21 protein-coding genes are annotated in these 24,529 nt (G+C 72.3%); 7 read left to right on the top strand and 14 right to left on the bottom strand.

The window, feature by feature from the left end:
* Nucleotides 1–21 precede the first annotated feature (21 nt).
* The 5 genes from AB0H32_RS23785 to AB0H32_RS23765 all read right to left on the bottom strand — a co-directional run bounded on the left by AB0H32_RS23785 (nt 22) and on the right by AB0H32_RS23765 (nt 4,695).
* Nucleotides 22–954, bottom strand: coding sequence for a universal stress protein (locus tag AB0H32_RS23785; RefSeq protein ID WP_361124034.1), 933 nt, complete (start codon nt 952–954; stop codon nt 22–24).
* A 145-nt stretch (nt 955–1,099) separates the two neighbouring features.
* Entirely contained in the window at nt 1,100–1,756 is a 657-nt protein-coding gene (locus AB0H32_RS23780; protein ID WP_361124032.1) for a CBS domain-containing protein, read from the bottom strand.
* A gap of 144 nt (nt 1,757–1,900) precedes the next feature.
* Nucleotides 1,901–3,613, bottom strand: coding sequence for a sulfate permease (gene sulP / locus AB0H32_RS23775; protein ID WP_361124030.1), 1,713 nt, complete (start codon nt 3,611–3,613; stop codon nt 1,901–1,903).
* Nucleotides 3,614–3,777: 164 nt separating this feature from the next.
* On the bottom strand, nt 3,778–4,212 hold the full coding sequence (locus tag AB0H32_RS23770; RefSeq protein ID WP_361124028.1) for a hypothetical protein: 435 nt from the start codon (nt 4,210–4,212) through the stop codon (nt 3,778–3,780).
* 30 nt (nt 4,213–4,242) lie between these two features.
* Nucleotides 4,243–4,695, bottom strand: coding sequence for an SHOCT domain-containing protein (locus AB0H32_RS23765; protein WP_361124026.1), 453 nt, complete (start codon nt 4,693–4,695; stop codon nt 4,243–4,245).
* 325 nt (nt 4,696–5,020) lie between these two features.
* On the opposite strand from AB0H32_RS23765, the gene AB0H32_RS23760 reads away from it, so the two are divergent.
* Both AB0H32_RS23760 and AB0H32_RS23755 read left to right on the top strand, forming a co-directional pair.
* Complete coding sequence (locus AB0H32_RS23760; protein ID WP_361124024.1) at nt 5,021–6,091, top strand: zinc-dependent alcohol dehydrogenase family protein; 1,071 nt, start codon at nt 5,021–5,023, stop codon at nt 6,089–6,091.
* A 19-nt stretch (nt 6,092–6,110) separates the two neighbouring features.
* Nucleotides 6,111–6,809, top strand: a complete 699-nt coding sequence (locus AB0H32_RS23755) for a pyridoxamine 5'-phosphate oxidase family protein (RefSeq protein WP_361124022.1) — start codon at nt 6,111–6,113, stop codon at nt 6,807–6,809.
* A 234-nt stretch (nt 6,810–7,043) separates the two neighbouring features.
* On the opposite strand, the gene AB0H32_RS23750 is transcribed toward AB0H32_RS23755, so the two are convergent.
* Both AB0H32_RS23750 and ppdK read right to left on the bottom strand, forming a co-directional pair.
* The gene (locus AB0H32_RS23750) at nt 7,044–7,499 is read right to left on the bottom strand and encodes a pyridoxamine 5'-phosphate oxidase family protein (protein WP_361124020.1); all 456 of its coding nucleotides are present in this window, start codon (nt 7,497–7,499) and stop codon (nt 7,044–7,046) included.
* A 257-nt stretch (nt 7,500–7,756) separates the two neighbouring features.
* Nucleotides 7,757–10,444 (bottom strand): pyruvate, phosphate dikinase, encoded by a 2,688-nt coding sequence (ppdK, locus tag AB0H32_RS23745; RefSeq protein WP_361124019.1) that lies wholly within the window; start codon nt 10,442–10,444, stop codon nt 7,757–7,759.
* Nucleotides 10,445–10,734: 290 nt separating this feature from the next.
* On the opposite strand from ppdK, the gene AB0H32_RS23740 reads away from it, so the two are divergent.
* On the top strand, nt 10,735–12,453 hold the full coding sequence (locus tag AB0H32_RS23740; RefSeq protein WP_361124057.1) for a GAF domain-containing protein: 1,719 nt from the start codon (nt 10,735–10,737) through the stop codon (nt 12,451–12,453).
* Between the two features lie 150 nt (nt 12,454–12,603).
* Entirely contained in the window at nt 12,604–13,311 is a 708-nt protein-coding gene (locus tag AB0H32_RS23735) for a CBS domain-containing protein (protein ID WP_361124017.1), read from the top strand.
* Nucleotides 13,312–13,732: 421 nt separating this feature from the next.
* On the opposite strand, the gene AB0H32_RS23730 is transcribed toward AB0H32_RS23735, so the two are convergent.
* Together AB0H32_RS23730 and AB0H32_RS23725 are read right to left on the bottom strand one after the other, a co-directional pair.
* The gene (locus tag AB0H32_RS23730) at nt 13,733–14,245 is read right to left on the bottom strand and encodes a DUF2231 domain-containing protein (protein ID WP_361124015.1); all 513 of its coding nucleotides are present in this window, start codon (nt 14,243–14,245) and stop codon (nt 13,733–13,735) included.
* 124 nt (nt 14,246–14,369) lie between these two features.
* Nucleotides 14,370–17,057: a GNAT family N-acetyltransferase gene (locus tag AB0H32_RS23725; RefSeq protein WP_361124014.1), complete on the bottom strand. Its 2,688-nt coding sequence runs from the start codon at nt 17,055–17,057 to the stop codon at nt 14,370–14,372.
* Between the two features lie 218 nt (nt 17,058–17,275).
* Between AB0H32_RS23725 and AB0H32_RS23720 the strand changes: the two genes are divergently transcribed.
* Both AB0H32_RS23720 and AB0H32_RS23715 read left to right on the top strand, forming a co-directional pair.
* Complete coding sequence (locus AB0H32_RS23720) at nt 17,276–17,569, top strand: hypothetical protein (RefSeq protein WP_361124012.1); 294 nt, start codon at nt 17,276–17,278, stop codon at nt 17,567–17,569.
* Between the two features lie 82 nt (nt 17,570–17,651).
* Nucleotides 17,652–18,143 carry a hypothetical protein gene (locus AB0H32_RS23715; RefSeq protein ID WP_361124010.1) on the top strand — a complete coding sequence of 164 codons (492 nt, stop codon included), beginning with the start codon at nt 17,652–17,654 and terminating at the stop codon, nt 18,141–18,143.
* A gap of 19 nt (nt 18,144–18,162) precedes the next feature.
* Here AB0H32_RS23715 and AB0H32_RS23710 read toward each other — a convergent pair whose 3' ends face one another.
* Nucleotides 18,163–18,378, bottom strand: a complete 216-nt coding sequence (locus AB0H32_RS23710) for a dodecin (protein ID WP_361124008.1) — start codon at nt 18,376–18,378, stop codon at nt 18,163–18,165.
* A gap of 256 nt (nt 18,379–18,634) precedes the next feature.
* Here AB0H32_RS23710 and AB0H32_RS23705 point away from each other — a divergent pair, with 256 nt between their 5' ends.
* Complete coding sequence (locus tag AB0H32_RS23705; RefSeq protein ID WP_361124006.1) at nt 18,635–19,891, top strand: extracellular solute-binding protein; 1,257 nt, start codon at nt 18,635–18,637, stop codon at nt 19,889–19,891.
* A 1-nt stretch (nt 19,892) separates the two neighbouring features.
* Here AB0H32_RS23705 and egtD read toward each other — a convergent pair whose 3' ends face one another.
* Genes egtD through egtA form a run of 4 tightly spaced genes read right to left on the bottom strand, consistent with a single transcriptional unit; the run spans nt 19,893 to nt 24,281 of the window.
* Entirely contained in the window at nt 19,893–20,855 is a 963-nt protein-coding gene (gene egtD / locus AB0H32_RS23700) for an L-histidine N(alpha)-methyltransferase (protein WP_361124004.1), read from the bottom strand.
* Nucleotides 20,852–21,634 carry an ergothioneine biosynthesis protein EgtC gene (gene egtC, locus AB0H32_RS23695; RefSeq protein ID WP_361124003.1) on the bottom strand — a complete coding sequence of 261 codons (783 nt, stop codon included), beginning with the start codon at nt 21,632–21,634 and terminating at the stop codon, nt 20,852–20,854. Before egtC ends, egtD begins: the two co-directional genes overlap by 4 nt.
* Nucleotides 21,634–22,971 (bottom strand): ergothioneine biosynthesis protein EgtB, encoded by a 1,338-nt coding sequence (gene egtB, locus AB0H32_RS23690; RefSeq protein ID WP_361124001.1) that lies wholly within the window; start codon nt 22,969–22,971, stop codon nt 21,634–21,636. Before egtB ends, egtC begins: the two co-directional genes overlap by 1 nt.
* On the bottom strand, nt 22,968–24,281 hold the full coding sequence (egtA, locus tag AB0H32_RS23685; RefSeq protein WP_361123999.1) for an ergothioneine biosynthesis glutamate--cysteine ligase EgtA: 1,314 nt from the start codon (nt 24,279–24,281) through the stop codon (nt 22,968–22,970). Before egtA ends, egtB begins: the two co-directional genes overlap by 4 nt.
* Between the last annotated feature and the right edge of the window lie 248 nt (nt 24,282–24,529).

Here is a 24,529-nt window from a genome sequence, read left to right as displayed (position 1 = left end):
CCCACTTCCCTCGGGCACTCCTCACGCCGGTCTCGACGGCACGGCGATCACGGGGCAGCGGGCGTGGTGCAGCACTCCCTGGCTGACCGAGCCCAGCAGCATGCCGGTGAAGCCCCCGCGGCCCCGGGTCCCGACCACCAGGCCCAGCGCGTCGGCGGAGGCTTCGGCGAGCACCTGCACGGGATGCCCGACCACCAGTTCGTGGTGCAGTGCCACCTCCGGGTAGCGGGCCTGACGGCCGGCCACGGTCTCGGAGAGCAGCCGACGGGCCTCCTCCTGCGGGGCGTACTCGTCGAAGATCCTGAGCGGACCCGTCTCCCAGGCACAGAGGGCCCGTAGACCGGCGCCGTGCAGGGCGGCCTCTTCGAACGCCACGTCGACCGCGGCGGCCGAGTGCTCGCTGCCGTCGACGCCGACGACGTAGTACGCGGGCTCCCGTGGAGTGTGCTCCGGCTCGGGCACGACGACCACCGGGCACTGCGCGTGGGCCATGACGGGAATGGCGATCGAGGCGGAGCCGAACACCTCCTGGGCCCGGCTCAGGTGCCGCGAGCCCAGCACGACGGCCGTGGCGTCGCGGCTCTGCTCCCGCAGCACCCACACGGGGTCACCCTCCGCGAGCACGGCGTCCACCTCGACCTCCGGGTGCCGTGCCATGACGAAGTCCACGGCTTCGTCGAGCACCTGCCTTCCGGCCTTGTGCAGCTCATCGTTCCATCCCTCCCAGGACGGCGGGACCTCTCGCCCCCGATAACCCCTGGTCGGCACGCCCTCGGCGTGGACCGTACGCAACGGCAGCCGACGGCGGGCGGCAGCGTCGGCAGCCCAGGCCAGGGCCATCCGCCGGCCGGGATCCGGCTCGAGGCCCACCACGACCGGCCGACGAGCACCGGGCCCGGGCACGACGGCCTCCGATGCCCGGTCGTTCTTCCTCGATTCTTCGGGAGCGGACATCTCGCTCGCCTCCTTGGGCGGTGGCGCAAAACGGTCCGACGCTCCCATGGAAGCCCCGGAGCGGCCGGGATTCCAGGGCCATTGGTCCTCGCCCCGTCCCCGTGGACCGGTCATGGTGAGTCCCCGGCCCCCTCGGGAACACCGCCTAACGCACCTCCGCCCCCCGGGTGAGGTCGAACTCCACGTCCACCACTCCCTCGACGGCCCGCACCAGACGCGCGGCCACGGGGACCAGCGCGGTGTCGCGGACCTGGCCCGTCAGCGTGGCGACGCCGTCGTGCACGTCCACCTGGATGACCGAGGACGTCAGCGGGAAGAGGTACGACACGACGTCACGCCGGATCTCCTCGGCGATGTCCTGGTCGTCGCGCAGGAAGACCTTGAGCAGGTCGGCGCGGCTGATGATGCCCTCCAGCAGGCCGGTTGCGTCGACCACGGGCAGCCGCTTGACCTTCTCGCGCGCCATGATCCGCGCGGCCTCGGCCAGGGTGGCGTTCGCCCGGACGGTGACGGCGGGCGAGGACATCAGGTCTCCCGCGGTGACCGCACCGGCCTTGGCCACGTCGGCGGGCCGGCGCAGCAGCGCGTAGCCCTCCTCGGGGCTGTCCCGGAGCTCCTCCGTGGGCAGCAGGTCGGCCTCCGAGACCACGCCGACGACCCGGCCCTCGCCCTCGAGCACGGGCAGGGCACTGACCTGCCAGTCCTGCATCAGCTCCACGATCACCTTGAAAGAGGCCCGCCGGCCGACCGAGGCGACGGTGTGGGTCATGACATCGCTGACGATGTACGGGGTGCCGTACATGGTTGCCCCCTATGGTCCTCGGCGGGCGGTCCTGCCGCTTCCAGCGTGTGCCGGTGGGAGGGGCGGGGAAAGGGGTCCCTCGGCCCCCGGACGGGCCGTTCGGCCTCCCCGCTGTCCCGGCTCCCGTCGGTCGGTCGGCCGAGGTCACCGGCCACGGCACCAGACCCGGTACGCGTCCACCGCGGTGGGCAGTGTCGGGAAGATGCGATCGGCGCCCACGGAGTCCGCAAGGCCGTATGCCCGCAGGTCGTCCAGCAGATCCTGCTTGACCCGGGCGAGGGCGAACACGATGCTGCGCCCCGTGAGCTCCCGGCGCAGGTCGTCCACGGCGTCCAGGGCCGTGATGTCGACCTCCACATTGGCCTCCGTGTTCAGGACGAACCAGCGAACGGGCTCGGTCTGTTCGTCGACCGCGGCCAGTGCCCGGCGCCGGAAGTCCTCCGCGTTGGCGAAGAACAGGGGCGAGTCGTAGCGGTACACGAGCAGCCCCGGGACCGTGCGTGCCTGCGGATAGTCGTCGACGTCGTGCATCCCCGCCACCCCGGGCACCAGGCCCTCGATCGCGTCGTGCGGCCGTGCCACCCGGGTCAGCAGCTCGGCCACCGACAGCCCGACGGCCACCAGCACCCCGTACAGGATGTCCAGGACGAGCACGCCCGCGAGACAGCCCAGCGCCAGGAACAGCTCACGGCGCCGGAACGCCGCGAGCCGGCGGAAGCCCGGAACGTCGACCATGCGGACGGCGGCATAGACCACGAGCGCGCCGAGCACGGCCGCGGGCGTGCGGGTCAGCAGCGGGCTGAGGAACAGCAGAACGGCCAGGACGACCGCCCCCGCAACCAGTGAGTAGACCTGGGTGCGGGCGCCCGCGGAGGCGGCGAGCGCCGTCCGGCTGGCGCTGCTGCTGACCGGGAAGCCGTGGACCACGCCGGCGCCCAGGTTGGCGGCGCCCAGCGCAAGGAACTCCCGGTTGGCGTCGAGCGTGGCCGTCTTGTCGGCGCGGTCGGTGAAAGCCCGCGCGGTGAGGATGAAGTCCGTGTACGCGACGAGCAGTACGCCGAGTGCGGGCAGCACCAGGCGCGGCAGCGCACCCAGGTCGGGCAGGGCCAGACCCGGAAGGCCGGCGGGAACCGGGCCGATGACCGCGATGCCGTACCGGCCGTCCAGGTCGAGGGCGACCGTGGCCGCCGTGGCGAGGACCACCGCGAGCAGCGGGCCCGGCAGGAGCGGGAAGAAGCGGGCGACGGTGAAGAGGAACAGAAGTACGGCGGCGGACAGGATCACCGTGGCCGGGTCGGCGTGCGTCAGATTCCCGAAGAAGGACCAGAGTTGAGGGAAGAACGCCGTGCTGTCCGTGTGCACACCGGTGAGCTTGGGCAACTGGTCGACGGTCATGATCAGCGCCACGCCCGCGAGATAGCCGACCAGGACCGGGCGGGAGAGCAGATCCGCGAGGAAGCCCAGCCGGACCGCCCGGGCCACCAGGCACAGCAGCCCGACCGTGACGGCGAGGGCGGCCGCGAGCGACGCGTAGCGCCCGGGATCACCCGCGGCCAGCGGGCCGACCACCGTGGCCGTCATCAGGGCCGTCGTGGACTCCGGGCCGACCGACAGCAGGCGGGAGGAACCGAGGAGCGCGTACAGGGCCAGCGCCGGAAGGATCGCCCAGAGCCCGGCGACCGGTGGCAGACCGGCGACCCCCGCGTAGGCCATGACCTGCGGCACGAGGTACGCGGCCACCGTCACACCCGCGAGCAGATCGCCCCGGAGCCAGTCCCGTCGCCGTACCGGCAGCGCGCCGGGCCCGGGCGTCGGCGAGGGCCTCCCTGGCCTCCGCCCGCCCGAGCCTTCGGCCATGAGCCAGCCCCTCGCCGTCCGCTTTCAGGATCCACCGCCGCGCAGACCCCGCACACCCGCTCGCCCACCGGCCGCGCGGCACGGGCTGTGCGGTCTGCCGCTGAAGACGGACAACGTCTGTGACCGGCAACGGACCGGCGCCGCTAGCGCAGCGACGAGACCGCTCAGGTGGCGCGCGGCGTCCCCTGCGGGCCGGCGTCCCTGGGCTGCACCACGCACAGGGCCCAGATGACGAGTCCCGCGAACGCGATCATCAGGGTGGACCACACGGGGGAGTACGGCAGGGACAGGAAGTTGGCGATGATGATCAGCCCGGCGATGACGATGCCGGCCACCCGTGCCCACTTCGCCGTCTGGAACAGTCCCAGGCTGACCACCACGGCGACGGCGCCCAGGATGAGGGTGACCCAGCCCCAGCCGGTCAGGTCGAACCGGAAGATGTAGCCGTGTGTCACGAGGAATATGTCGTCCTGGGCGATTCCCATGATGCCGCGGAAGATGTCGATCACTCCGGCGACCATCAGCATGACGGCGCCGAAGAGCATCAGCCCGCTCGCCCAGTGCTGCTTCCGGGTGTGTGTGGTGTGTGTCGTGGTCATCTCTGTCCTTCGATCGGTTGCGTCCGGTGATCAGCGAGGGTGAGGGGTGGGTGCCGGGGCGGCACGGCCCGCCGGGCCGCTGTCGGTCAGGACCAGTTCCTTCGCCCTCTCGAACTCCTCCTGCGTGATGTCGCCGCGGCCCCGCATCTCGGAGAGCCTGACGAGTTCGTCGGTAGGGCTGGTGCGGCTTCCGGCCGCGGTGCCACGGACGTAGGAGTCGAACATCTGCTTCTGTGCCCGGGCCTGCTCCGCATCTCGGCGGCCCATGTCCTTGCCGCGGGCGATCAGGTAGACGAGGACGCCGAGGAACGGCACCAGGACCACGAACGCCAGCCAGCCGGTCTTGCCCCAGCCGCTGAGCGAGTCGTCGCGGAAGACGTCGAAGACGATCTTGAAGAGCAGGAAGAACCACATGACCCACAGGAAGAACCACAGCATGGTCCAGAAGGCGCTCAGCAGGGGGTAGTCGTACGCGAGATACATCTGCGTCTTCCCTTCTTCTCCCTCCCGGGCCCTCACCCGGACGGCGCTCTGCCTCCACAGTCCGCAGGTCAGGAGCCGGCCGCCTCACACGGTCCGGGTGAGCTTGCACCGGTCGGCGCGCCGCAGACCACTGCGAAGCGGTCGGGACGGCGTGCGCGCCGTTCGGCCGGGGGTCAGGGCCGTACGGCCCAAGCGCGGCCCCCCGGGCGGTGCCCAAGCTGAGGGTGCGGGGCAGTCCGACTTCGTGCCGCGACCCGGCCCGTGTCCTTCTTCGTACGCGCCGGAACCCGGGTCCCGCGGCAGACCGACAGGGGTGAGGAGCGCCATGAAAGGCTTCGTGTTCCACGGTCCCGGGCAGGCGTCCTGGCAGGACGTTGCGGATCCGGCGATCAAGGACCCGGCCGATGCCATCGTGCAGGTCGGTGTCGTGACCATCTGCGGGACGGACCTGCACATCCTCAGGGGCGACGTGCCGGAGGTGCCCCCGGGAACGGTGCTGGGACACGAGGCCGTCGGCGAGGTCGTCGAGGTGGGCAGCGACGTGCGCACCGTACGGCCGGGGGACCGGGTGCTGCTCTCCTGCATCACCTCCTGCGGACGGTGCCGCTTCTGCCGGGAGGGCAGCTACGGCCAGTGCCGGGGTGGCGGAGGCTGGGTTCTCGGCCACCTGATCGACGGCACCCAGGCCGAGTACGTCCGTGTGCCCTGCGCCGACCTGTCGGTGCACCCACTGCCCGGTGCCGTCCGCAGCCAGGACGCCGTCCTGCTCGCCGACATCTTCCCGACCTCCTACGAGGTCGGCGTCCTGAACGGGCACGTACGGCCCGGCGACACGGTCGCCGTCGTGGGCACCGGGCCCATCGGGCTTGCCGCGATCGCCACGGCCCGCCTGTTCTCGCCCGAGCGGATCATCGCGGTGGATCTCGCCCCGGCCCGGCTGGAGGCGGCCCGGCAGCTCGGCGCCGACGCGGTGGCCGATGCACGGGAGGAGCCCTGCCAGTTGGTGGACGATCTGACCGACGGGCTCGGCGCGGACGTGGTGATCGAGGCGGTCGGCGTTCCGGAGAGTTTCGAGCTGTGCACCCGCATGGTCCGTCCCGGTGGACACGTGGCCAACATCGGCGTGCACGGCAGGCCGGCCACGCTGCATCTCGAGGACCTGTGGATCAAGAACGTGACCATCACGACCGGACTGGTGGACACCTACTCCACCCCGACGCTGCTGCGGATGGCCGCGGCGGGCCGGCTGCCGACCGGGCAGCTGGTCACCCACACCTTCCCGCTGGCGCACATGGAGGAGGCCTACGACGTCTTCTCCAAGGCCGCCGAGACCGGTGCCCTCAAGGTGGTCCTCGGCGAGGAACCGCACGCCGAAGTCGCCGTCCCCGCAGCCTGACGAGAAGAGATGAGAGATCATGGCCGAACGGACCAAGGGGAGCGTGGTGGCGGACGCGACGGCGGAAGGTGCCACGGAGGCGCCGCTGGGCGACCTGGGCCGACGGCTCGCCGCCCGGCGGGTGAAACTCGAACTGACACGGCGACAGGTGGCGACACGGGCCGGGATGGCAGTCACCTACCTCCGCTACCTGGAGGAGCATCCCGGTGCCGCGCCGGGATCCAGCGCGCTGATGAAGCTGGCCGAGGCGCTGGAGACGACCGTCTCCGACCTCACCGGCGGCGCGGTGGATCTGCCGCCGGGAACCGGACGGGCCGGACGCGCACCGCAGTTCACCTGGCTGCGTCCCGGCGAGTGCCGCACCCTGCTGGCGATGCACGGGGTGGGGCGGCTTGCGGTGCCCACGAACACCGGGCCGGTGATCGTGCCCGTCAACTACAGCGTCGTGGACGGTGCGATCGTCTTCCGGACCGCGCGCGGCGCCACGCCTTCCCTTGCCGACGGCTGCCAGGTGGCCTTCGAGGTCGACCGCATCGACGACGCGTTCAGCCAGGGCTGGAGCGTCCTGGTCCGCGGACCCGCGCGCGCGGTCCTGGACCCTCAGGAGCAGCGGCGCTACACGGAACGTGCCTACAGCACCCCATGGGCCGGAGGCTCCCGCAGCCTGTGGATGCGCATCGATCCCTTCACCGTCACCGGACGCCGGATCACTGTGTGAGCCGGACGCCGGACCACTGTGCGAGACACGGGAGCGTCCGGTGGGAGGACGGAGAAGGAGGGAGGAACGCCCGGTGGGAGGACGGAAGGCAGAACGCGTACGACCCCGTACGTGCGCCGCCTTCCCGCCCTCCCTCGTGCCTGCGCGTCAAGCGTCAACGCGTGAAGGCGTCAACGCGTGAAGCGTGAAGCGTGAACGCGAGACCTCGTGAAGCGTGACCGCGTGAAGGTGGCATCAGCCGTTCTCCGGCGCCGCGCCCCGCGCGGTGAGGAGGACGCCCGTGATCAGATCGGGATGGATGCGTACGGCGTGGTCCATGCCCGGCTGGGCCGCCCAGGGTTCGAGCAGCGCCCGAATGCGTACCAGTTCGCCGGGGTCGGTCACCAGCCGGGCGTAGCCCGTGACCACCACGCTCCAGCCGAGATGTGTGTCGGGGTCGATGGCGTCCGCCTCGTAGGCAACGACGACGCCGGCGTGGCCGGACCGTTGGGTCCGGGAGGACAGCGCCGCGCCCTCGTGGGTGCGGATGACGATGTCGCCGCCGTCGATGACGTGGTTGACCGGACGCACGGCGGGCAGAGCCTGCCGGGTGAAGACGATCCTCCCCAGAGAGACGCTGCCGAGCAGCCGCAGCGCCTCGGTGCGATCGAGATCGATGCGCCGGTGCGCCGGGCGGTCATTACGGATCATGGCTGGCTTCTTCGCGGGTGTGTCGCTTCCTGCTCCCCGGCTTCGGTGCCCCCGTCCGCCCGAAGGGACCGGTACCGATGGGACCGGCGCAGCGACACCGCGGAGGACCGGTGCAGCTCCTGAGCCCACTGTCACCCATGTCCCGCTCTCCCTCCAGTGCCGATCGGGCCTGTCGGAAGGCCTGTCGGAAGGGGCCGGCCGACCCTGGATGCCGACCCTGGATGCCGACCCTGGATGCCGACTCTGGATGTCCACGCTCACCTGCTGTCGCTCGGGCCCGTGCCGCTCAGCGCGGCCCGGCCCGCCTCCAGACGGGCCACCGGGACCCGGAACGGCGAGCAGGAGACGTAGTCCAGGCCGGCGGTGTGGAAGAAATGGATGGACTCCGGGTCGCCGCCGTGCTCTCCGCACACGCCGGTCTGCAGGCCCGGGCGGGCGGCACGGCCCTCCTCGACACCGATCCGGACCAGCCGCCCCACACCCTCACGGTCGAGCGTCTCGAACGGCGAGGTGGTGAACACGCCCTTGTCGAGGTAGGCGGAGAAGAACGCGGCTTCCACGTCGTCGCGGGAGAAGCCCCAGGTGGTCTGGGTGAGATCGTTGGTGCCGAAGGAGAAGAACTCCGCCTCCTCGGCGATCGGGCCCGCCGTGAGCGCGGCCCGGGGCAGCTCGATCATCGTGCCGACGGGGCAGTGGACGGGGATGCCGGTCTCCTCGGTCACCTCGGCCAGCACCCGGGTCACGTCCTCGCGGGTGAGCCGGAGTTCCTCGGCGGCGCCGACGAGCGGCACCATGATCTCCGCCCGCGGGGATCCGCCGGCGCGGGTGCGCTCGACGACCGCCTCGGCGATCGCCCGCACCTGCATGGTCACCAGCCCCGGTACCACCAGTGCGAGCCGTACGCCGCGCAGGCCGAGCATCGGGTTCTCCTCGTGCATGCGGTTCACGGCGTCGAGCAACTCCACGTCGTGCGGGTCCGGTTGCCCGCCGGCGGCCTGGGTGGCGGCGATGCGCACGGCGAGGTCGGTGCGGTCGGGCAGGAATTCGTGCAGGGGTGGATCCAGGAGCCGGATGGTGACCGGCAGACCGTCCATCGCTTTCAGGATGGCCGTGAAGTCCCGTTGCTGGAGCGGGAGAAGAGCCGTCAGGGCCCGGTCGCGCTCGGCGTCCGTGCGGGCCAGGATCATCTGTTCGACCAGCTTGCGCCGCTCGCCGAGGAACATGTGCTCGGTACGGCACAGTCCGATGCCCTGCGCGCCGAACCGCCGGGCACGCGCCGCGTCCTCGGGGGTGTCGGCGTTGGCCCGCACCTCCAACCGCCGCACCGAGTCGGCGTGGTCCAGAGCACGTGCGACGGCGGCGACCGTGCTGTCCGTGTGCTCGCCGCTCTCCAGGTAGCGCATCGTCGCGGAGTCGACGAGCGGTGCGGCGCCCGCGTAGACGTCACCCGTGGATCCGTCCACCGAGATGACGGTGCCCTCCGCGACGACGGTGCCGCTGCCGGTGACGAAGCGTCGGCCCTCGGCGCTGACGGTGATGTCCTGCGCGCCGCACACGCAGACCTTGCCCATCCCGCGGGCGACCACCGCCGCATGGCTGGTCTTGCCGCCCCGGCCGGTCAGCACCGCCTGCGCGGCGACCATGCCGGGCAGGTCGTCCGGGGTGGTCTCCTCCCGCACCAGCACCACCTGCTCGCCGGCTGCGGCCCTGCGTACGGCCTCCGCGGAGTCGAAGACGGCCGCGCCGACCGCGGCGCCCGGTGAGGCCGGTACACCGTGGGCGAGCGCCTCGCCCGTCGCCGCGGTGTCGAAGCGGGGGAACATCAGCCGCGCCAGACCGTCGCCGCTGACCCGGGCCAGAGCATCGTCGGCGGTGATCAGCCCTTCCTCGGCCAGCTCGGCCGCGATGGCGAACGCGGCCTCGGCGGTGCGCTTGCCCACCCGGGTCTGCAGCATCCACAGGACCCCGCGCTCGATGGTGAACTCGATGTCGCACAGGTCCCGGTAGTGGCGCTCCAAGGTCTGGGCGTGATCGCGCAGTCGCCGGTACGAGCGCGAGTCCAGCCGTTCCAGATCGGCCAGAGGCACGGCGTCGCGTACCCCCGACACGACGTCCTCGCCCTGCGCATGGGCCAGGTAGTCGCCGTACAGGCCGGGACGCCCGGTCGCCGGGTCGCGGGTGAAGGCGACACCGCTGCCGGAGTCCGGGCCGAGGTTGCCGAACACCATGCGCTGCACGGTGACCGCGGTCCCCAGATCGTCCGGGATGTGCTCGCGCCGCCGGTACAGGACGGCGCGGTCGGCGTTCCAGGACCGGAACACGGCGAGGATCGCCTGCTGCAGCTGCTGGGCGGGGGACTGTGGGAAGTCGCGGCCGGTCTCGTCCCGGATCAGCCGCTTGTACGTCTCCACCAGCCATGCCAGGTCGCTCGCGTCGAGATGGAGGTCGTCGGGGGCCTCGCGGGCCTCCTTCAGCAAGGTCATGGCCTCGTCGAACAGCGCCGGATCGACTCCCATCACCGTGCTCCCGTACATCTGGACGAGCCGGCGGTAGGAGTCCCAGGCGAACCGCTCGTTGCCGGACACCTTGGCCAGGCCGAGCACGGAGTCGTCGTTCAGACCGATGTCGAGGACCGTCTCCATCATGCCCGGCATGGAGAAACGCGCCCCGGAGCGGACGGACACCAGCAACGGGTCGTCCGCCTGCCCCAGCAGCCGCCCGGTGGCGGTCTCCAGCGCCGACAGGTGCCGTGAGACCTCCTGCGACATGCCCTCCGGTTCCTCGCCGGTGGCCAGGAAGGCGCGGCAGGCCTCGGTGGTGACGACGAACCCCGGCGGCACCGGCAGCCCCAGCAGGGTCATCTCGGCCAGGTTCGCGCCCTTGCCGCCGAGCAGGCCGGCCAGGTCGCGGCCGCCGTCCCGGAACTCATAGACGTAGCGGACCATGACGCCTCTCCTCGGCTCTGCGGTCTCGTATCGGCTCTGGTGTCTCGTCGGCTCTCTGTCTCGTACGACTCCAGCGTCGGACCGGACAGGGCCGTCGAGGGAGGTGCCCTCGGTCCCCCGGGGTGGGCCGTTCGGCCCCGGCGCCGACCCGCGGCCGCGGGGCCTTGGCCGCAGGCGCGGGCAGCCAGGGTGGCGTACCGGCCTCCCATGAGGACCGATACGGTGGAAGCGAAGCAGTTCGACGGTTCCCGCCGCCCACCGGGCGGCCTGGAGGAACGTGGTGGTGAGCCCTGACGAGCCCCGACGAGCCCCGCGTGCATCTGCCGCAGCTCAAGCTCGATGAGCTGCTGGAGGAGCTGCAGGCCCGCATCGACGCGGCCCGGGGCACCCAGGAGCGGGTGCACAGCCTGCTGGAGGCAGTGCTTGCCGTCGGCCGGGAGCTGGACCTGGAGCAGGCCCTGCACTCCATCGTGGACGCGGCCGCGGTGCTGGTGGACGCCGAGTACGCGGCCCTGGGCGTCATCGGGCCGGACGGCAGGAGGCTGTCCGCCTTCTACACGGTGGGCGTCACGCAGGAGGAGATCGCCAGGATCGGCCCGTATCCGGAGGGGCACGGCATCCTCGGCGAGCTGATCCGCCACCCGGAGCCGCTTCGGCTCGCGAAGATCTCCGAGCACCCGGCGTCGTACGGATTCCCGCCGAACCACCCGCCGATGAGCAGCTTTCTCGGTGTCCCGATCCGGGTGCGGGACGAGGTCTTCGGCAATCTGTACCTCACCGGGAAGCGGGGCGGTGCCGAGTTCGACGAGGAGGACGAGTCGGTGCTGTCCACGCTGGCCGTGGCGGCCGGTGTGGCGATCGACAACGCCCGCCTGTACGAGGACTCGCGGTTGCGTGAGCGCTGGCTGCGGGCGAACGCGGAGATCACGCACAGCCTGATGTCGGGCAGCGAACGCTCCGAGGCCCTCGACCTGATCGCCGAGCGCGCCCGGGAGATCGCGGGCTCGGCCCTCGCGGCAGTCGCGATGCCCATGGCGGACTGCGGATCGCTCTCTGTCGAGATCGCGGTCGGGCTGGACGCGGAGGCGCACCGGGGGCTGGTGCTGCCCCTGCACGAATCCCTGATGGGACTGGCGTACTCCGCCGCGGCCCCGGTCGCCAGCGACGACGTACTCCACGACGCCCGGATCTCCCAGGAACCCTCGCGCTTCGGTGGTCTGGGTCCTGCCGTGGCTGTTCCGATCGGCACCGGGGAGGGGGGCGCCCGGGGCGTCGTCCTGCTGGCGCGTGAGGCCGGCCGGCCGGTTTTCTCGGAGGGGGAGACCGAGATGCTGCGGGGCTTCGCGGCGCAGGCCGCGATCGCGATGGAACTGGCCGAACGCCGTCAGGACGCCGAGCAGATCGCGGTGCTGCAGGACCGGGACCGGATCGCCCGGGACCTGCACGACCTGGCCATTCAGCGGCTGTTCGCCACCGGGATGACCCTGCAGAGCGCGGGCCGCTTCATCGAGCACCCGGAGGCCCTGGAGCGGGTGCTGCGGGCCGTCGACGACCTGGACGAGACCATCAAGATCATCAGGTCGACCATCTTCGGGCTGCGGGCCCGTGAGGGTGGTGCGGGCGGCGGTCTGCGCGCGCGGGTGGTCCGTGCGGCCGGCGAGGCGGCCCCGCTGCTCGGCTTCGCGCCCAGCGTGCGGATGGAAGGCCTGCTGGACACGGATGTGCCGCGCGAGATCGCCGACCACGTCGTGGCCGTGCTCTCGGAGGCCCTCACCAACGTCGCCCGGCACGCCCACGCCGACCGTGCCCAGGTGGTGGTGACGACCGACGGCCACCACGTGTCCCTGACCGTCTCGGACAACGGTGTGGGCATCCCGTCCGAAGGCCGCCGCAGCGGTCTGCGCAACATGGCCGAGCGGGCGGAACAGCTGGGCGGTCGGCTCGACGTGGGCAGCCCCGACGGCGGCGGCGCGCGGTTGACCTGGCGGGTTCCGCTGCCCCCGGACTAGCAGGCGGGGGGCGGCCGAAGCCGGGCGGCAACCCCGCGGTCGGTCTCGCACGGGAACCAGGGACGGGCCGTTCGGCCCATGCCCCGAATGTGTCCGCGGTCGCAGGCTGAAGGTGTCGTAGGACGGCATCCGAGCCTTCTGGAGGACGCCATGGACGGCGCTGCGACCATCGTGAACGACGTGATGACCCACAGGGTCGTCGCCCTGCGCACGGGCGCGGCCTTCAAGGACATCGTGAAGACCATGCGCCAGTGGCACGTCAGCGCTCTCCCCGTGCTGGACGACGCCGGACACGTCGTCGGTGTCGTGTCCGAGGCCGACCTGCTGCGCAAGGAGGAGTACCGCCGAGGCGACCTCGACCGGTACGTGCAGGAGCGGCATCCCGCCGACCTGCACAAGGCGGACGCGGTGACCGCCGGCGGTCTGATGACCGCCCCGGCCGTCACCGTGACGCCCCGTGCCACTCTTGCCCACGCGGCACGGCTCATGGCACGCACCAAGGTCAAGCGGCTGCCGGTCGTCGATCACGACGGCGCCCTCAAGGGCATCGTCAGCCGTTCCGACCTGCTGAAGGTGTTCCTGCGGACGGACGAGGACATCGCCGAGGAAGTACGGCGGGAGGTCGTCCTACGGGTGTTCGGCACACACGCCCAAGCGGTGTGCATCGAGGTGCGCGACGGCGTGGTGACGCTCCGGGGCCGGGTGCGCGACACCGCGCTGGTCCCGCTCGCCACACTGCTGGCGCGGGCCGTGGAAGGCGTGGTGGACGTGCAGTGCGTGCTGAGCGGTGCACCCCGCCGTCCGGACCTCGATCCCGATCTGCCGGACCCGGCCCCCCAGCGGGCGGCTCCCGCCTGACGGCGACCGACGGCGCCGAGCCCTCCCCCCATGGCGGAGCCTTCCCTCACGGAGCAATGTCTGTCGACGCCCGCAGGGAGTTGGCCAGTCGTTCCCGTCGCCAAGTTGTTCTCATCGCGAGGGGCACTGCCCTTCGGCTGCCGCGAGGGGCACTGCCCGTCGGCCGCCACGGGCCGCTCGGATCCGGCTAGGCCCTTCGGCCCATGGGGCACGGCATTCACCGACCCGCAGGCCGGGGCACCCGCCAGGGAGGGAGAGACCCGCTACGGAGGGAAGCACCCGAAACAGAGGGAGACGCCCGCAACGGAGGGGGAGACCCCGTGCATGTCTCCGCGCGCCCGGCGATCGCCGTCGCCGACATCCTCGTCACGCGAGCCCTCCCGAACGAGGGACGGGTCGCGATGGGCGGGCCGGCGCAGGATCAGGAGCCGTCCTTTGTACCGGTTGCCGTCTTGGAATAGGCGTCGTGCCAGGCGGCCTTCGCGCCGGAGTCGCCGATCCGGTAGACGTCCACCACCGCTCCCACCGCAACGGCGAGCGAGGCCACGCCCACGACGATCCGTACCGGGAGCGCGGACCAGCGCCTGCCGCTGCTCTGCCGGGCCTCCGCGGGAGCGCGCCCGGCCGCCCACCACACGGCCGCTGCCAGCACGAACAGCCCAAAGGCCCACGGCAGCAGTCCGTCGCCCAACTCGGTGTGCCGGCGTACCAGGGCGTCGTCGTCCACGTGCCGTTCGAGCCACTCGCCGGCGTGCGTGGTCAGCGGCACGCTGATCAGCGCGAGGAGGGCGAGGAGCGGGAGCAGCGGACCCAGCCGCCGGGCGGCCCGCGGCCACAGCGCGGCCGTGACCAGGGCCAGTGCGGTCAGGGGTATCAGCACGACGACCACATGGACCAGCAGGACATGGGCGGGCAGCCCGTTGACCAGATTCATCGAGGCGCTCCTGAGGGGGATGGGGGCCGTCAGACTGGCACAGCAAGCTCTCAGTTGCCTCTGAGGCGGGGCGCCGGGAGCCGCCGAGCCCGGGCGGCCCGCCTCCTGCTGCGGTGGCGCCCGGTCAGCGCAGTCGGCGCAGATACGGATCGTGCGGCCGGCGTGGCACGAGCCGGACCCGGGCGTCGAGCGTGGTGGTGCCGCGCGGCCCGGCCAGGACGGGGTTGAGGTCGGCTTCCGCCAGTTCCGGCAGGTCGGAGGCCATGCGGGAGACCCGGTGCAGTAGCTGTTCCAGGCCGCCGAGATCGGCGGCGGGGCTGCCGGCGTAGCCGAACAGCAGCGGGGAGCACCGGGGCGAGGTGAGCAGGTCGTGCACGTCGAGGTCGGTCAGCGGGGCGAGCCGGGCCGCGTGGTCGGCGAGCAGTTCGGTCGCCGTGCCCCCGAGGCCGAACACCACGAGGGGCCCGAAGACCTCGTCCTGGACGACCCCGGCGAACAGTTCGGTGCCGCGCTCGGCGAGCGGCTGGACGACCACTGCGGTCATCCGGTCCCCGAACCGGGTGACGAGATCGCGGTGGGCGGCCCTGACCTGGGAGGTGTTCTGAAGGTCGAGGTGGAGGGCGTGCTGCTCGCTCTTGTGCAGCAGACCGGGCCAGTACGCCTTCATGACGACCCGTCCGTCCGGTCCGGCGAGCCGGTCGGCCGCGGCGACGGCCTCGTCCTCGTCCCTGGCCCAGGCCCAGGGGATCTGCGGGATGCCGTAGCAGCCCAGGAGCATGGCCGTCGCCTGCGGATCGAGCCACCCCCCGTCCGGGTTGTCGTCCAGGAAGGCGGCGGCCAGGTCCCGCGCGTGGCCGGTCCCGACGTCCGGCAACTCCGGCACCGCGCCGGGCAGTCGGGCGAGCCAGTCGGCGCGGGCGGCGGCGTGGGCCAGGGCGCGGGCGGCGTCCTCGGCGTCGGAGTACGCGGGCAGGGTGCCCCCGCCGGTGGTCGGCAGCAGCTCGACGCGGGCGGCCTGCGCGGGCAGCACCGCGACGACCGGGCGCGCGAGCGGGGCGGGGGCCGAGGTCGCGGCGCGCACCAGGTCCTCGCCGGTGGCCGTGGCGACCGCCGTGGGGACGAGGCTCACCAGGACGGCATCGACGGTGCCGTGCCTGGCCAAAAGGCCTATGCACGCCCGCAGTTGCTCCTCGCCGACGGCTGCCGTGACGTCCACGGGGTTGCCTGCCGTGGCGCCGTCGGGCAGCAGCGCGCGGAGGTCGTCCACCAGGTCGGCTGCGAGCCTCGGGACGACGAGTCCGGCGTCCACGCACGCGTCGGCGGCCAGAACGCCGGCGCCGCCCGCGTTGCTGACGACGGCGACCTTCGTGCCGTGGGGCAGCGGCTGGGCGTGCAGGAGGGCGGCGGTGCCGAGGAGTTCACCGATGGTGCGGGTGGCGGTGATGCCGGCCTGGGTGAACAGGGCCTGCCGGGTCATGGTCGGGGTGGCCGCGGCCGCGGTGTGCGAGGCCGCGGCCCGCCGTCCAGCCTCGGACCGGCCGGCGTCCACGGTCAGTACCGGCATCGAGCGGGCCACCCGGCGGGCGGTGCGGGAGAAGGCGCGGGGGTTGCCGAAGGACTCCAGATGCAGCAGCGCCAGCTCGGTGTGCCCGTCGCTCTCCCACCACTGGAGCATGTCGTTGCCGCTGACGTCGTACTTGTCGCCGAGCGAGACGAAGGTCGACACCCCGATGCCGAGCCGGGCCAGGCCGTCCAGCAGCGCGATGCCGACGCCTCCGGACTGCACGGCGACACCGGCGGTACCGGGCCCGGGGTGCCGGTCGGCAAAGGTGGCGTCCAGGTGGACGCCGGTGTCGGTGTTGGCCAGGCCCAGGCAGTTCGGGCCGACGAGCCGCATGCCGTGGCGCCGGCATGCGTCCATCAGGGCGGCGCTCCGGTGGGCGTCGAGGCCGGCGGACACCACGACCAGGGCGCGCACACCGGCTCGCCCGCACTCCTCGGCCACCTCGGCAACGGCTGCGGCCGGTACGGCGATCACGGCCAGGTCCGGCACCTGCGGCAGGTCGGCGACGGACCGGCAGGCGTGCACCCCGGCGATCGAGTCGGCCTCCGGGTGCACGGCGTACAACCGCGCCGTGCAGGAACCGTTGTGGATGTTCCGCAGGATCGCCCGCCCGACCGACCCCGGTGTGCGGCCCGCACCGATCACCGCGACGGTGCCGGGGCGCAGCAAAGGCCGCAGGCTGGCGATGCCGGCCAGCCGTCCCCGGGACTCCACGGCGCTCAAGTAGGTCTCGTCCTGGGTGAGTTCGACCGTGCAGTGGACCTGGGGCCCGTCGAAGTGGCGGGTGACGCGCAGCCCGAGGTCGTGGAAGACCTTCAGCACGTCGCGGTTCTCGGCCAGAGCGTCGGCGCTGAACGCGGTGACACCCACCGTGCGCGCGGCGTGCGCGAGGTGTTCCAGGAGGAGTGTGGCCACACCACGGCGGTGCCAGCCGTCGGCAACGGCCACCGAGACGTCCGCCGTGCCGCCGTCCGGCAGGACCTCGTACTCGGCCAGTCCCAGGAGCCGTCCGTCGTACTCGGCGGCCAGCGCGCGGTAGCCGGGTCGATCGCCTCCGGCCACCCGGTCGGCGGCCCGGCGGGCGGAGGCCGCGTTGGCGGAGAAGAACCGCAACCGCAGGTTCTGCGGTGACATCTCCTGGTACAGCCGTTGCACCGCCTCACGATCCGTCGGACCTGCCTGCCGTATGCGTACGGTCGTTCCGTCGGCCAGCAGGGCATGCACAGGGGTCTCCTGGATGCCGGTCATCGAGAACTCTCCCTCCGGGCGATTCCGTGCTCAGCGTCCGGCCGGTGCGACCCTGCCCGAGAGGGGCCGACCGGGCACGGTGCGGGCCGAGTGGCCCTCCCGGGCGGAGCGCGGAGGCCGCTCGGCCCCGTGGGCGGGACAGGCGGCCTGATGCCTGCGCAGCCTCGGCGGCGCACCATGAAGGAAGAGAGCCGTGCACGCGCGAAGGAGCTGACGTCATGGTCTGGGCATCGTGGACAACCCCCGGGGTCTTCGCCGGCCGGGGCGGCGCACGTACCAATGAGGCGGGGATCGTCACCGGCGACCTGACCGTCCACACCACCTGGGACGGCAACGAGGCCGACGTGACCGTCCAGTACTCCGGCACGTCCGAATGGTTCACCCTGGCGGGCAGCCCCGTGCCCTGCCAGTCGGAGCAGCAGAGCCGGAATCTGCACCAGGCGGTGGTGACGGCCGTCAGAGCAGGTGGGGGAGCCACCGTTGAACAAGGGATCGCCAGGCAGACGATCTGAACCGGGGGCGGACCCGGCCTCGTCCTTCGCCGGCGGATCAGGGCGCCGGTCCGCGCCGGGAGCGGGCGGCTAGGGTGACCCCGTGACCGACAGCAGCGAGCGCCGGATCGCCGTGTTCGACCTCGACAACACCCTTGCCGACACGGCGCACCGGCAGCACTTCCTGGAGGAGCGCCCGCGGAACTGGGCCGCGTTCTTCGCGGCCGCCCCCGGGGACCCGCCGCTGACCGAGGGCGTGGCGCTCGCTCTGGAGGCGGCCCGGGAGTGCGGGATCGTGTACCTCACCGGGCGGCCCGAGCGGTGCCGGCGCGACACGCTCGCCTGGCTCGCCGCCCACGGACTGCCGAAGGGGCGCGTCCATATGCGCGGCAACGCCGACCGCAGGCCCGCCCGGTTCACCAAGCTGGAGGTCCTGCGCCGCCTCGCGCGGGACCGTGAGATCCGGTTCCTCGTCGACGACGACGAGCTGGTGTGCGACGACGCCGAGCGGGCCGGTTTCACCGTCGTGCGGGCCCGCTGGGCCGCGAAGTCCGCCGCGTTGCAGGACGCCCAGGAGCGGGAGGGCCGGACCTGAGGTCCTGCTCCGTGAGGTCCTACTCTCCGTCCTCGATGCGGAAGCCCACCTTCAGACCCACCTGGTAGTGCTCGATCCGCCCGCTCTCGATCTGGCCGCGGACCTGGGTCACCTCGAACCAGTCAAGGTTGCGCAGGGTCTGGTCGGCGCGTGCGATCCCGTTGCGGATGGCCTGGTCGATGCCCTCGTGCGAGGTGCCGACGATCTCGGTGACCCGGTAGGTGTGGTTCGACATGCGGGTGCTCCTCTCCGCCGTGAGGCCGCAGCGGTGTGCCCCACGTCCGTCGTGACCGGTGTGTCACGCCGTACTCCACCGTGCCGTATCCGCGCCCGGCGCGCGAGGCGTCGCCCCCGTACCCCGGGTAGCGCTTGACCAATGCATTGGTCCATACCAAAATCCCGTACACCCGTGCGAGCCCCAGTGTTCGTCCCCCCACGTCGGGCCCCTTTCCCTGTCCGCACCGCTCCGGCACGACAGAACAGGACCCCTCGTGAGACGTCGTCTGCTCGCCCTTCTCTGCGTCACCGGCTCGCTCGTCAGCGCCTGCGGGGTGCTCCCCGGCGGGCACCAGCGGCACACCGTCACCGTCTGGCTGATGAAGGACAGCGCCTCGAAGGACTTCCTGCGGCGCTTCACCGAGGACTTCGAACGCACCCACCAGGACCTGCGCCTGGACATCCGCATCCAGGACTGGACCGGCATCGTGGCGAAGGTCCAGCGGGCCCTCAAGGCCGGTGCCGAGGACGGGCCGGACGTCATCGAGGTGGGCAACACCCAGGTCCCGCAGTACGTCGACGGCGGCGGGCTCGCCGACCTGACGCTGGAGTCGATGCGCGACTGGGGCAAGGACGACTGGCTGCCCGGCCTCGCCGAGCCCGGCAAGGACGGCAACAAGCAGTACGGCGTGCCCTGGTACGCGGCCAACCGGGTGGTCATCTACCGCAAGGACCTCTTCGCACAGGCCGGGATCACCGCCCCGCCGAAGACCCGCGACCAGTGGCTCCGCGACACACAAAAGCTCGACTCCGGCGGCAGTCAGGGCATCTACCTGGCCGGACAGGACTGGTACACCCTCTCCGGCTTCATCTGGGACGAGGGCGGCCAGCTGGCCGAGGAGAAGGACTACGAGTGGCGGGGCACCCTGGACACGCCGGCCGCGTTGCGCGGCATGGAGTTCTACCGCCGGCTCCAGGCGCTCGGCGAGGGACCTGTGGACGCCGACGAGGAACACCCGCCCCAGGCGGGCGTGTTCGCCGGCGGCAAGGTGGCGCAGATCATCGCCGTACCGGGGCTCGCCCAGTCGATCCTGCAGCAGAACCCCGGCCTCAAGGACAGGCTCGGCTTCTTCCCGGTGCCGGGCAAGGCCGCCACCAGGCCCGGCACGGTCTTCACCGGCGGCTCCGATCTGGTCGTCCCGCAGAACACCGACGACCAGTTCGCCGCGACGGCCGTCATCGGGGCGCTCACCGGTGCCAAGTGGGACACCGAACTCGCCCGCACCATGAACTACGTCCCCAACAAGACCACCCTCGCGAAGGCGGTGGCAGGGGAGGAGGGGGTCGCCGCCATGGCGGCGGGTGCCGCACACGGCCGGGCGACCCCCAACACCCCTCAGTGGGCCGCGGTCGAGGCCGACAACCCGATCAAGGGGTACATGACCCGGGTGCTCGGCGGGGCGGACCCGGCGACCGAGGCGCGCCGGGCCTCCCGCAGGATCACCGAGGCCCTCGCCACCGACCTCGGCTGACTCACCGCACCTCGCTCAGCGACAGCGCGAAGCGGCCCTCGGCATCCGTCCACCAGTGGGTCAACTCCAGCCCGACGGAGGCGAGTTCACTGCTCACTCCCTCCTTGCGGAACTTCGCCGACACCTCGGTGCGCAACTCCTCGCCCGCCGCGAAGTCCACGACGAGGTCCAGCGCGTGCACCTTGACCGTCTGTGCGGTGCGGGAACGCAGCCGCATCTCGATCCACTCCTGCTCGGTGTCCCACAGCGCCACGTGGTCGAAGGCGCCGGGGTCGAAGTCGGCGCCCAGCTCCCGGTTGACGACGGTCAGGACGTTCTTGTTGAACGCGGCCGTCACCCCGGCCGCGTCGTCGTACGCCCGGACCAGCACCCGCTCGTCCTTGACCAGGTCCGTGCCGAGCAGCAGCCCGTCGCCCGGCGCGAGCAGACCGCGCACCGAGGCCAGGAACTTCGCCCGTTCGGCGGGCAGCAGGTTGCCGATCGTGCCGCCGAGGAACGCCACCAGCCGGGGTCCGGGTGTCTCGGGCAGGGTCAGGGGAGCGGTGAAGTCGGCGATCAGCGCGTGCACCTGCAGTCCGGGCCGCTCCTCCATGAGCGCCTGCCCGGCCTGGGTGAGGGCGCTCTCGCTGACGTCGACCGGGACGTACGCCTCCAGCGAGGTGAGCGCGTCGATCAGATAGCGGGTCTTCTCCGAGGAGCCGGAGCCCAGTTCGATCAGGGTGCGGGCGCTGCTCGCGGCGGCGATCTCGCCGGAGCGGGTCGCGAGGATCTCGCGCTCGGCGCGCGTGGGGTAGTACTCGGTCAACTCTGTGATCTGCTCGAACAGTTCGCTGCCGCGGGCGTCGTAGAACCACTTGGGCGGCAGCGACTTGGGGTTGACGGTGAGACCGGCCAGGACGTCGGCGCGCAGCGCGGCGTCCGTCGCGTCCTCGGGGAGGGTGCGGGTGACACGCAGGGGACTCACGTACAGGGCTCCTTCGATGGTACGGACGCCGGGTCCTCTTCGAGCGGGGCGAGCAGCACGCCGGCGCGGCTCGCCGTGAGCACGGTGCGGTCGGGAACCTCCTGCCAGAGCGGGTCGTCGTCGTACGGCTCGGAGGCGACGACCGTGCCGGGTCCGGGTTCGGTGCGGTACCAGAGGCTGTCGCCCCAGGTGGTGGCGGCGATGGTGGCGCCGTCGGTGAGCAGCAGGTTCAGCCGGGAGGCGGGGGCCGCCCGGACCAGTCGGCGCACCGTGCCGCCCAGGGCGTCGGCGAGGTCGTCGCCGGAGCGCAGCCGGTGCAGGACCAGGGCCCACACGAACGCCGAGTCGGTGCGCGCCTGGAGCGACAGCAGCTCGACCGGGGGCAGCGAGGACACCAGGGGCGCCGCCGAGTCCGGCCAGCCCGCGATCGCGCCGTTGTGGCTGAACAGCCAGGGCCCGGCGGCGAAGGGCGCCGCCGCGGCCTCGCCGTCGGCGCCCGCCAGGGTCGCGTCGCGCACGGCGGCCAGCACGGCTCCGCTGCGTACCACCCGGGCCAGGTCGGCGAAGGACAGGTCCGCCCAGATCGGCCCGGCCCGCCGGTAGCGGGCCGGGACCGGATCGTGAGGGGCGTACCAGCCCACGCCGAAACCGTCGGCGTTGACCGTCCCGTTGCGTTGCCGCCGCGGTGCCCACGACTGCCGGTACAGGCTGTGCGCAGGCTCCACCAGGTGCCGGCCGAGCGGCTCCTCGGGCCCCAGGTAGGCCAGGTGCCGGCACATCAGACGGCCTCCGAGCGGGCGGTGCGGAAGCCGGAGAAGATCTGCCGCCGGATCGGGTAGTCCCAGTTGCGGAACGTGCCCCGGCAGGCCACTGGGTCCACGGCGAACGAACCGCCGCGCAGCACCTTGTGGTCGGAGCCGAAGAACACCTCCGAGTACTCCTTGTACGGGAACGCCGTGAACCCCGGGTACGGCAGGAAGTCGCTCGCGGTCCATTCCCACACGTCGCCGATCAACTGGCGTACACCGAGTGGCGATTCGCCCTTCGGGTAGCTGCCGGCGGGGGCGGGCCTGAGATGCCGCTGGCCCAGGTTGGCGTGCTCGGGTTCCGGGTCGGCGTCGCCCCAGGGGTAGCGGGTGGAGCGGCCGGTGGCCGGGTCGTGGCGGGCGGCCTTCTCCCACTCCGCCTCGGTGGGCAGCCGGCGCCCGGCCCAGCGGGCGTAGGCGTCCGCCTCGTACCAGCACACGTGCAGCACCGGCTCGTCCGGCGGGACGGCCTCGGTGATGCCGAAGCGGCGCCTGAGCCACTGGCCGCCGTCCCGGCGCCAGAACAGCGGGGCGGTCAGGGAGTGCTGCCGGATGTGCGCCCAGCCCTCGGGCGTCCACCAGCGTTCGGTGTCGTAGCCGCCGTCCTCGATGAACGCCGTGTACGCCGCGTTGGTCACCGGGGTCGTGTCGATCCAGAACGGTGCCACGTCCACCGGATGCGCCGGGCGCTCGTTGTCCAGGGCCCACGGCTCGGTCGAGGTGCCCATGACGAACGGGCCGCCGGGAACGAGGACCTCGGCCGGGCCCGGGAACAGCTCGGCCGGATCCGGGTCGGGTGCGGTCAGGGCCTGTGGACCCCTGCGGAGCTGATGGGTGATCAGCATCGTCTCGTCGTGCTGCTGTTCGTGCTGGGCGATCATCCCGAAGGCGAAGCCGGCCTCGGTCAGCCGGGTGCCGTGGAAGTCCGCGGACGCCAGCAGGTCGAGGGCCCGGCCGCGCACCTCGGCCGCGTACGTCCGGGCCTCGGCGGGCGGCAGCAGCGGCAGCGAGGGCCGCTCCGAACGAGGGTGCTCGAAGGCGTCGTAGAGGCCGTCGATGTCGGGCCGCATGGCCTCCCGGCCGCCGACCGCCCGCAGCAGCCACAGCTCCTCCTGGTTGCCGATGTGGGCGAGGTCCCACACCAGCGGAGACATCAGCGGGGAGTGCTGGGCGGTGAGGTCCGGCTCCTCGACGCAGCTGGTCAGCAGCGTGGTGCGGGCGCGGGCGGTGGTGAGCGAGGCGAGCGCGCGCTCGCGCAGCGCCTCGGGATCCGCTTCGGGCGTCGGTGCCTCGGTCTCGGGGGCGCTCATGTGCGGATGTCCTTCCTCCCGTTCGCGCGACGGGAGGTGCCGCGCAGGTGGTCCAGCAGGTCGTCGGCCGGGCAGCGACCTTGGACGACATAGCGGTTCAGATACGCCGTCACGGCGTCGACGACCCCGGGGGTGGCGCCGAGCCGGGGCAGGGCCTGGAGCGCCGCCGCGAAACAGGCGACCGCCGTCTCCCGCAGCTCGGGGTCGGCGAGCCCCTGCCGGGCCGCGTCGACCCACAGCGGATTGTGCGGTGCGGGCAGGTTCAGGGCCCGCTCCGCCAGGGGTTTCACCGCCCGGTGCGCCGCCTCGGCGGCCTCCGGGTCGTCGAACAGCGCCGCGGTCACCGCGAGCGGCACGATCCAGCCGTCGTCACCGGGCTGCGCGTCGATCATCCGCAGCTCCAGGTGGCCGCGCGGTCGCACCGGCGGGAACAGTGTGGTCAGGTGGTAGTCGAGATCCGCCCGGGTGGGCGGCCGCGGCGCGCCGGAGCGGGCCCACCCGCGGAAGGTCAGGCCCTCGGGCACCTCCCAGGCGCTGTCGTCGCCGCGCACGCACATCACCGGGGCGTCCAGCACATGCCGGGCCCAGGCGGCCCGGGGCTGACCGTCCGGCGGGGGAGCGCCCGCGCGGCCGGCGCCGATCTGCGTCCACAGCAGCTGCCGGGTGGAGAGCCAGCCCGTGGGCTGCCGGCCGACCAGCGGGGAGTTCGCAAAGGCCGCCACCAGCACCGGGCCCAGGTGGTGGGCCAGCCACCAGCGCTGTTCGTGGCCGAGGGGGCCGGGTTCCTCGTATCCGGCGTCCACGCACACCTGGACGGAGGCGGAGGTGCACATCATGTGCCGGCCGGCCGCGCCGGTGCGGTCGAGGCAGGCCTCCATGGCGTCGTAGCGCGGTTCATGCAGGAACCGGCGGGGTGGGTGCCAGGGGTCGTGGCCGAAGCCGACCAGTCCCAGACCGTCCTCGGCGAGAACGGCGCGGACGGTGTCCAGGTCGGCGGATACGGTCTCCACGCACTCCATCAGGGAGGCGGCGGGCGGCGAGCTGAGCTCCAGCTGACCGCCGGGTTCGACCGTGAGAGGGGACTTCAGCGGCAGGGTCCGCAAGGTCGCGTAGGCCGCTTCGAGTCTTTCGGGTGTCACCGGGAGCTGCGGCTGCCGCAGCTCGTGGACGAGCCATTCCACTTCGACCCCGAGCGTGCGGGGCGGGCCGGTCTTGAAGCAGATGCCCTGGACGAGGGCGTCCACCTCGCCTTCGGTGACAGCGGTGCGGTGCTCCGTACAGTCACCACAACCGCTTATGGAGTCGGACATGTCGGGATCCTCCTGAGATTCCACCATGCCGCCGACGTGGCTCTCGGGAGCCCGCGCCGGCGCTCGTTCCACCCAAGACCCTCGAACCGATTCGCACAAGGGTGCCCATCGGGACGTTCCGGATCGGTAATCTCCGTTTTCTTGCATGTTTCCAGGCCGTTCCGGGACCCGGAAACTCCGTTGCACGGCACCACCAGCATCACCCAGGATCGGTGCATGAGCACGACGGGGACGGCCGCGCGGGCCGT

Origin of the sequence: Streptomyces sp. NPDC020362 (assembly GCF_040642095.1) — a bacterium.
Lineage (GTDB): Bacteria > Actinomycetota > Actinomycetes > Streptomycetales > Streptomycetaceae > Streptomyces.
This window is presented reverse-complemented; position numbering and strand designations above follow the sequence as displayed.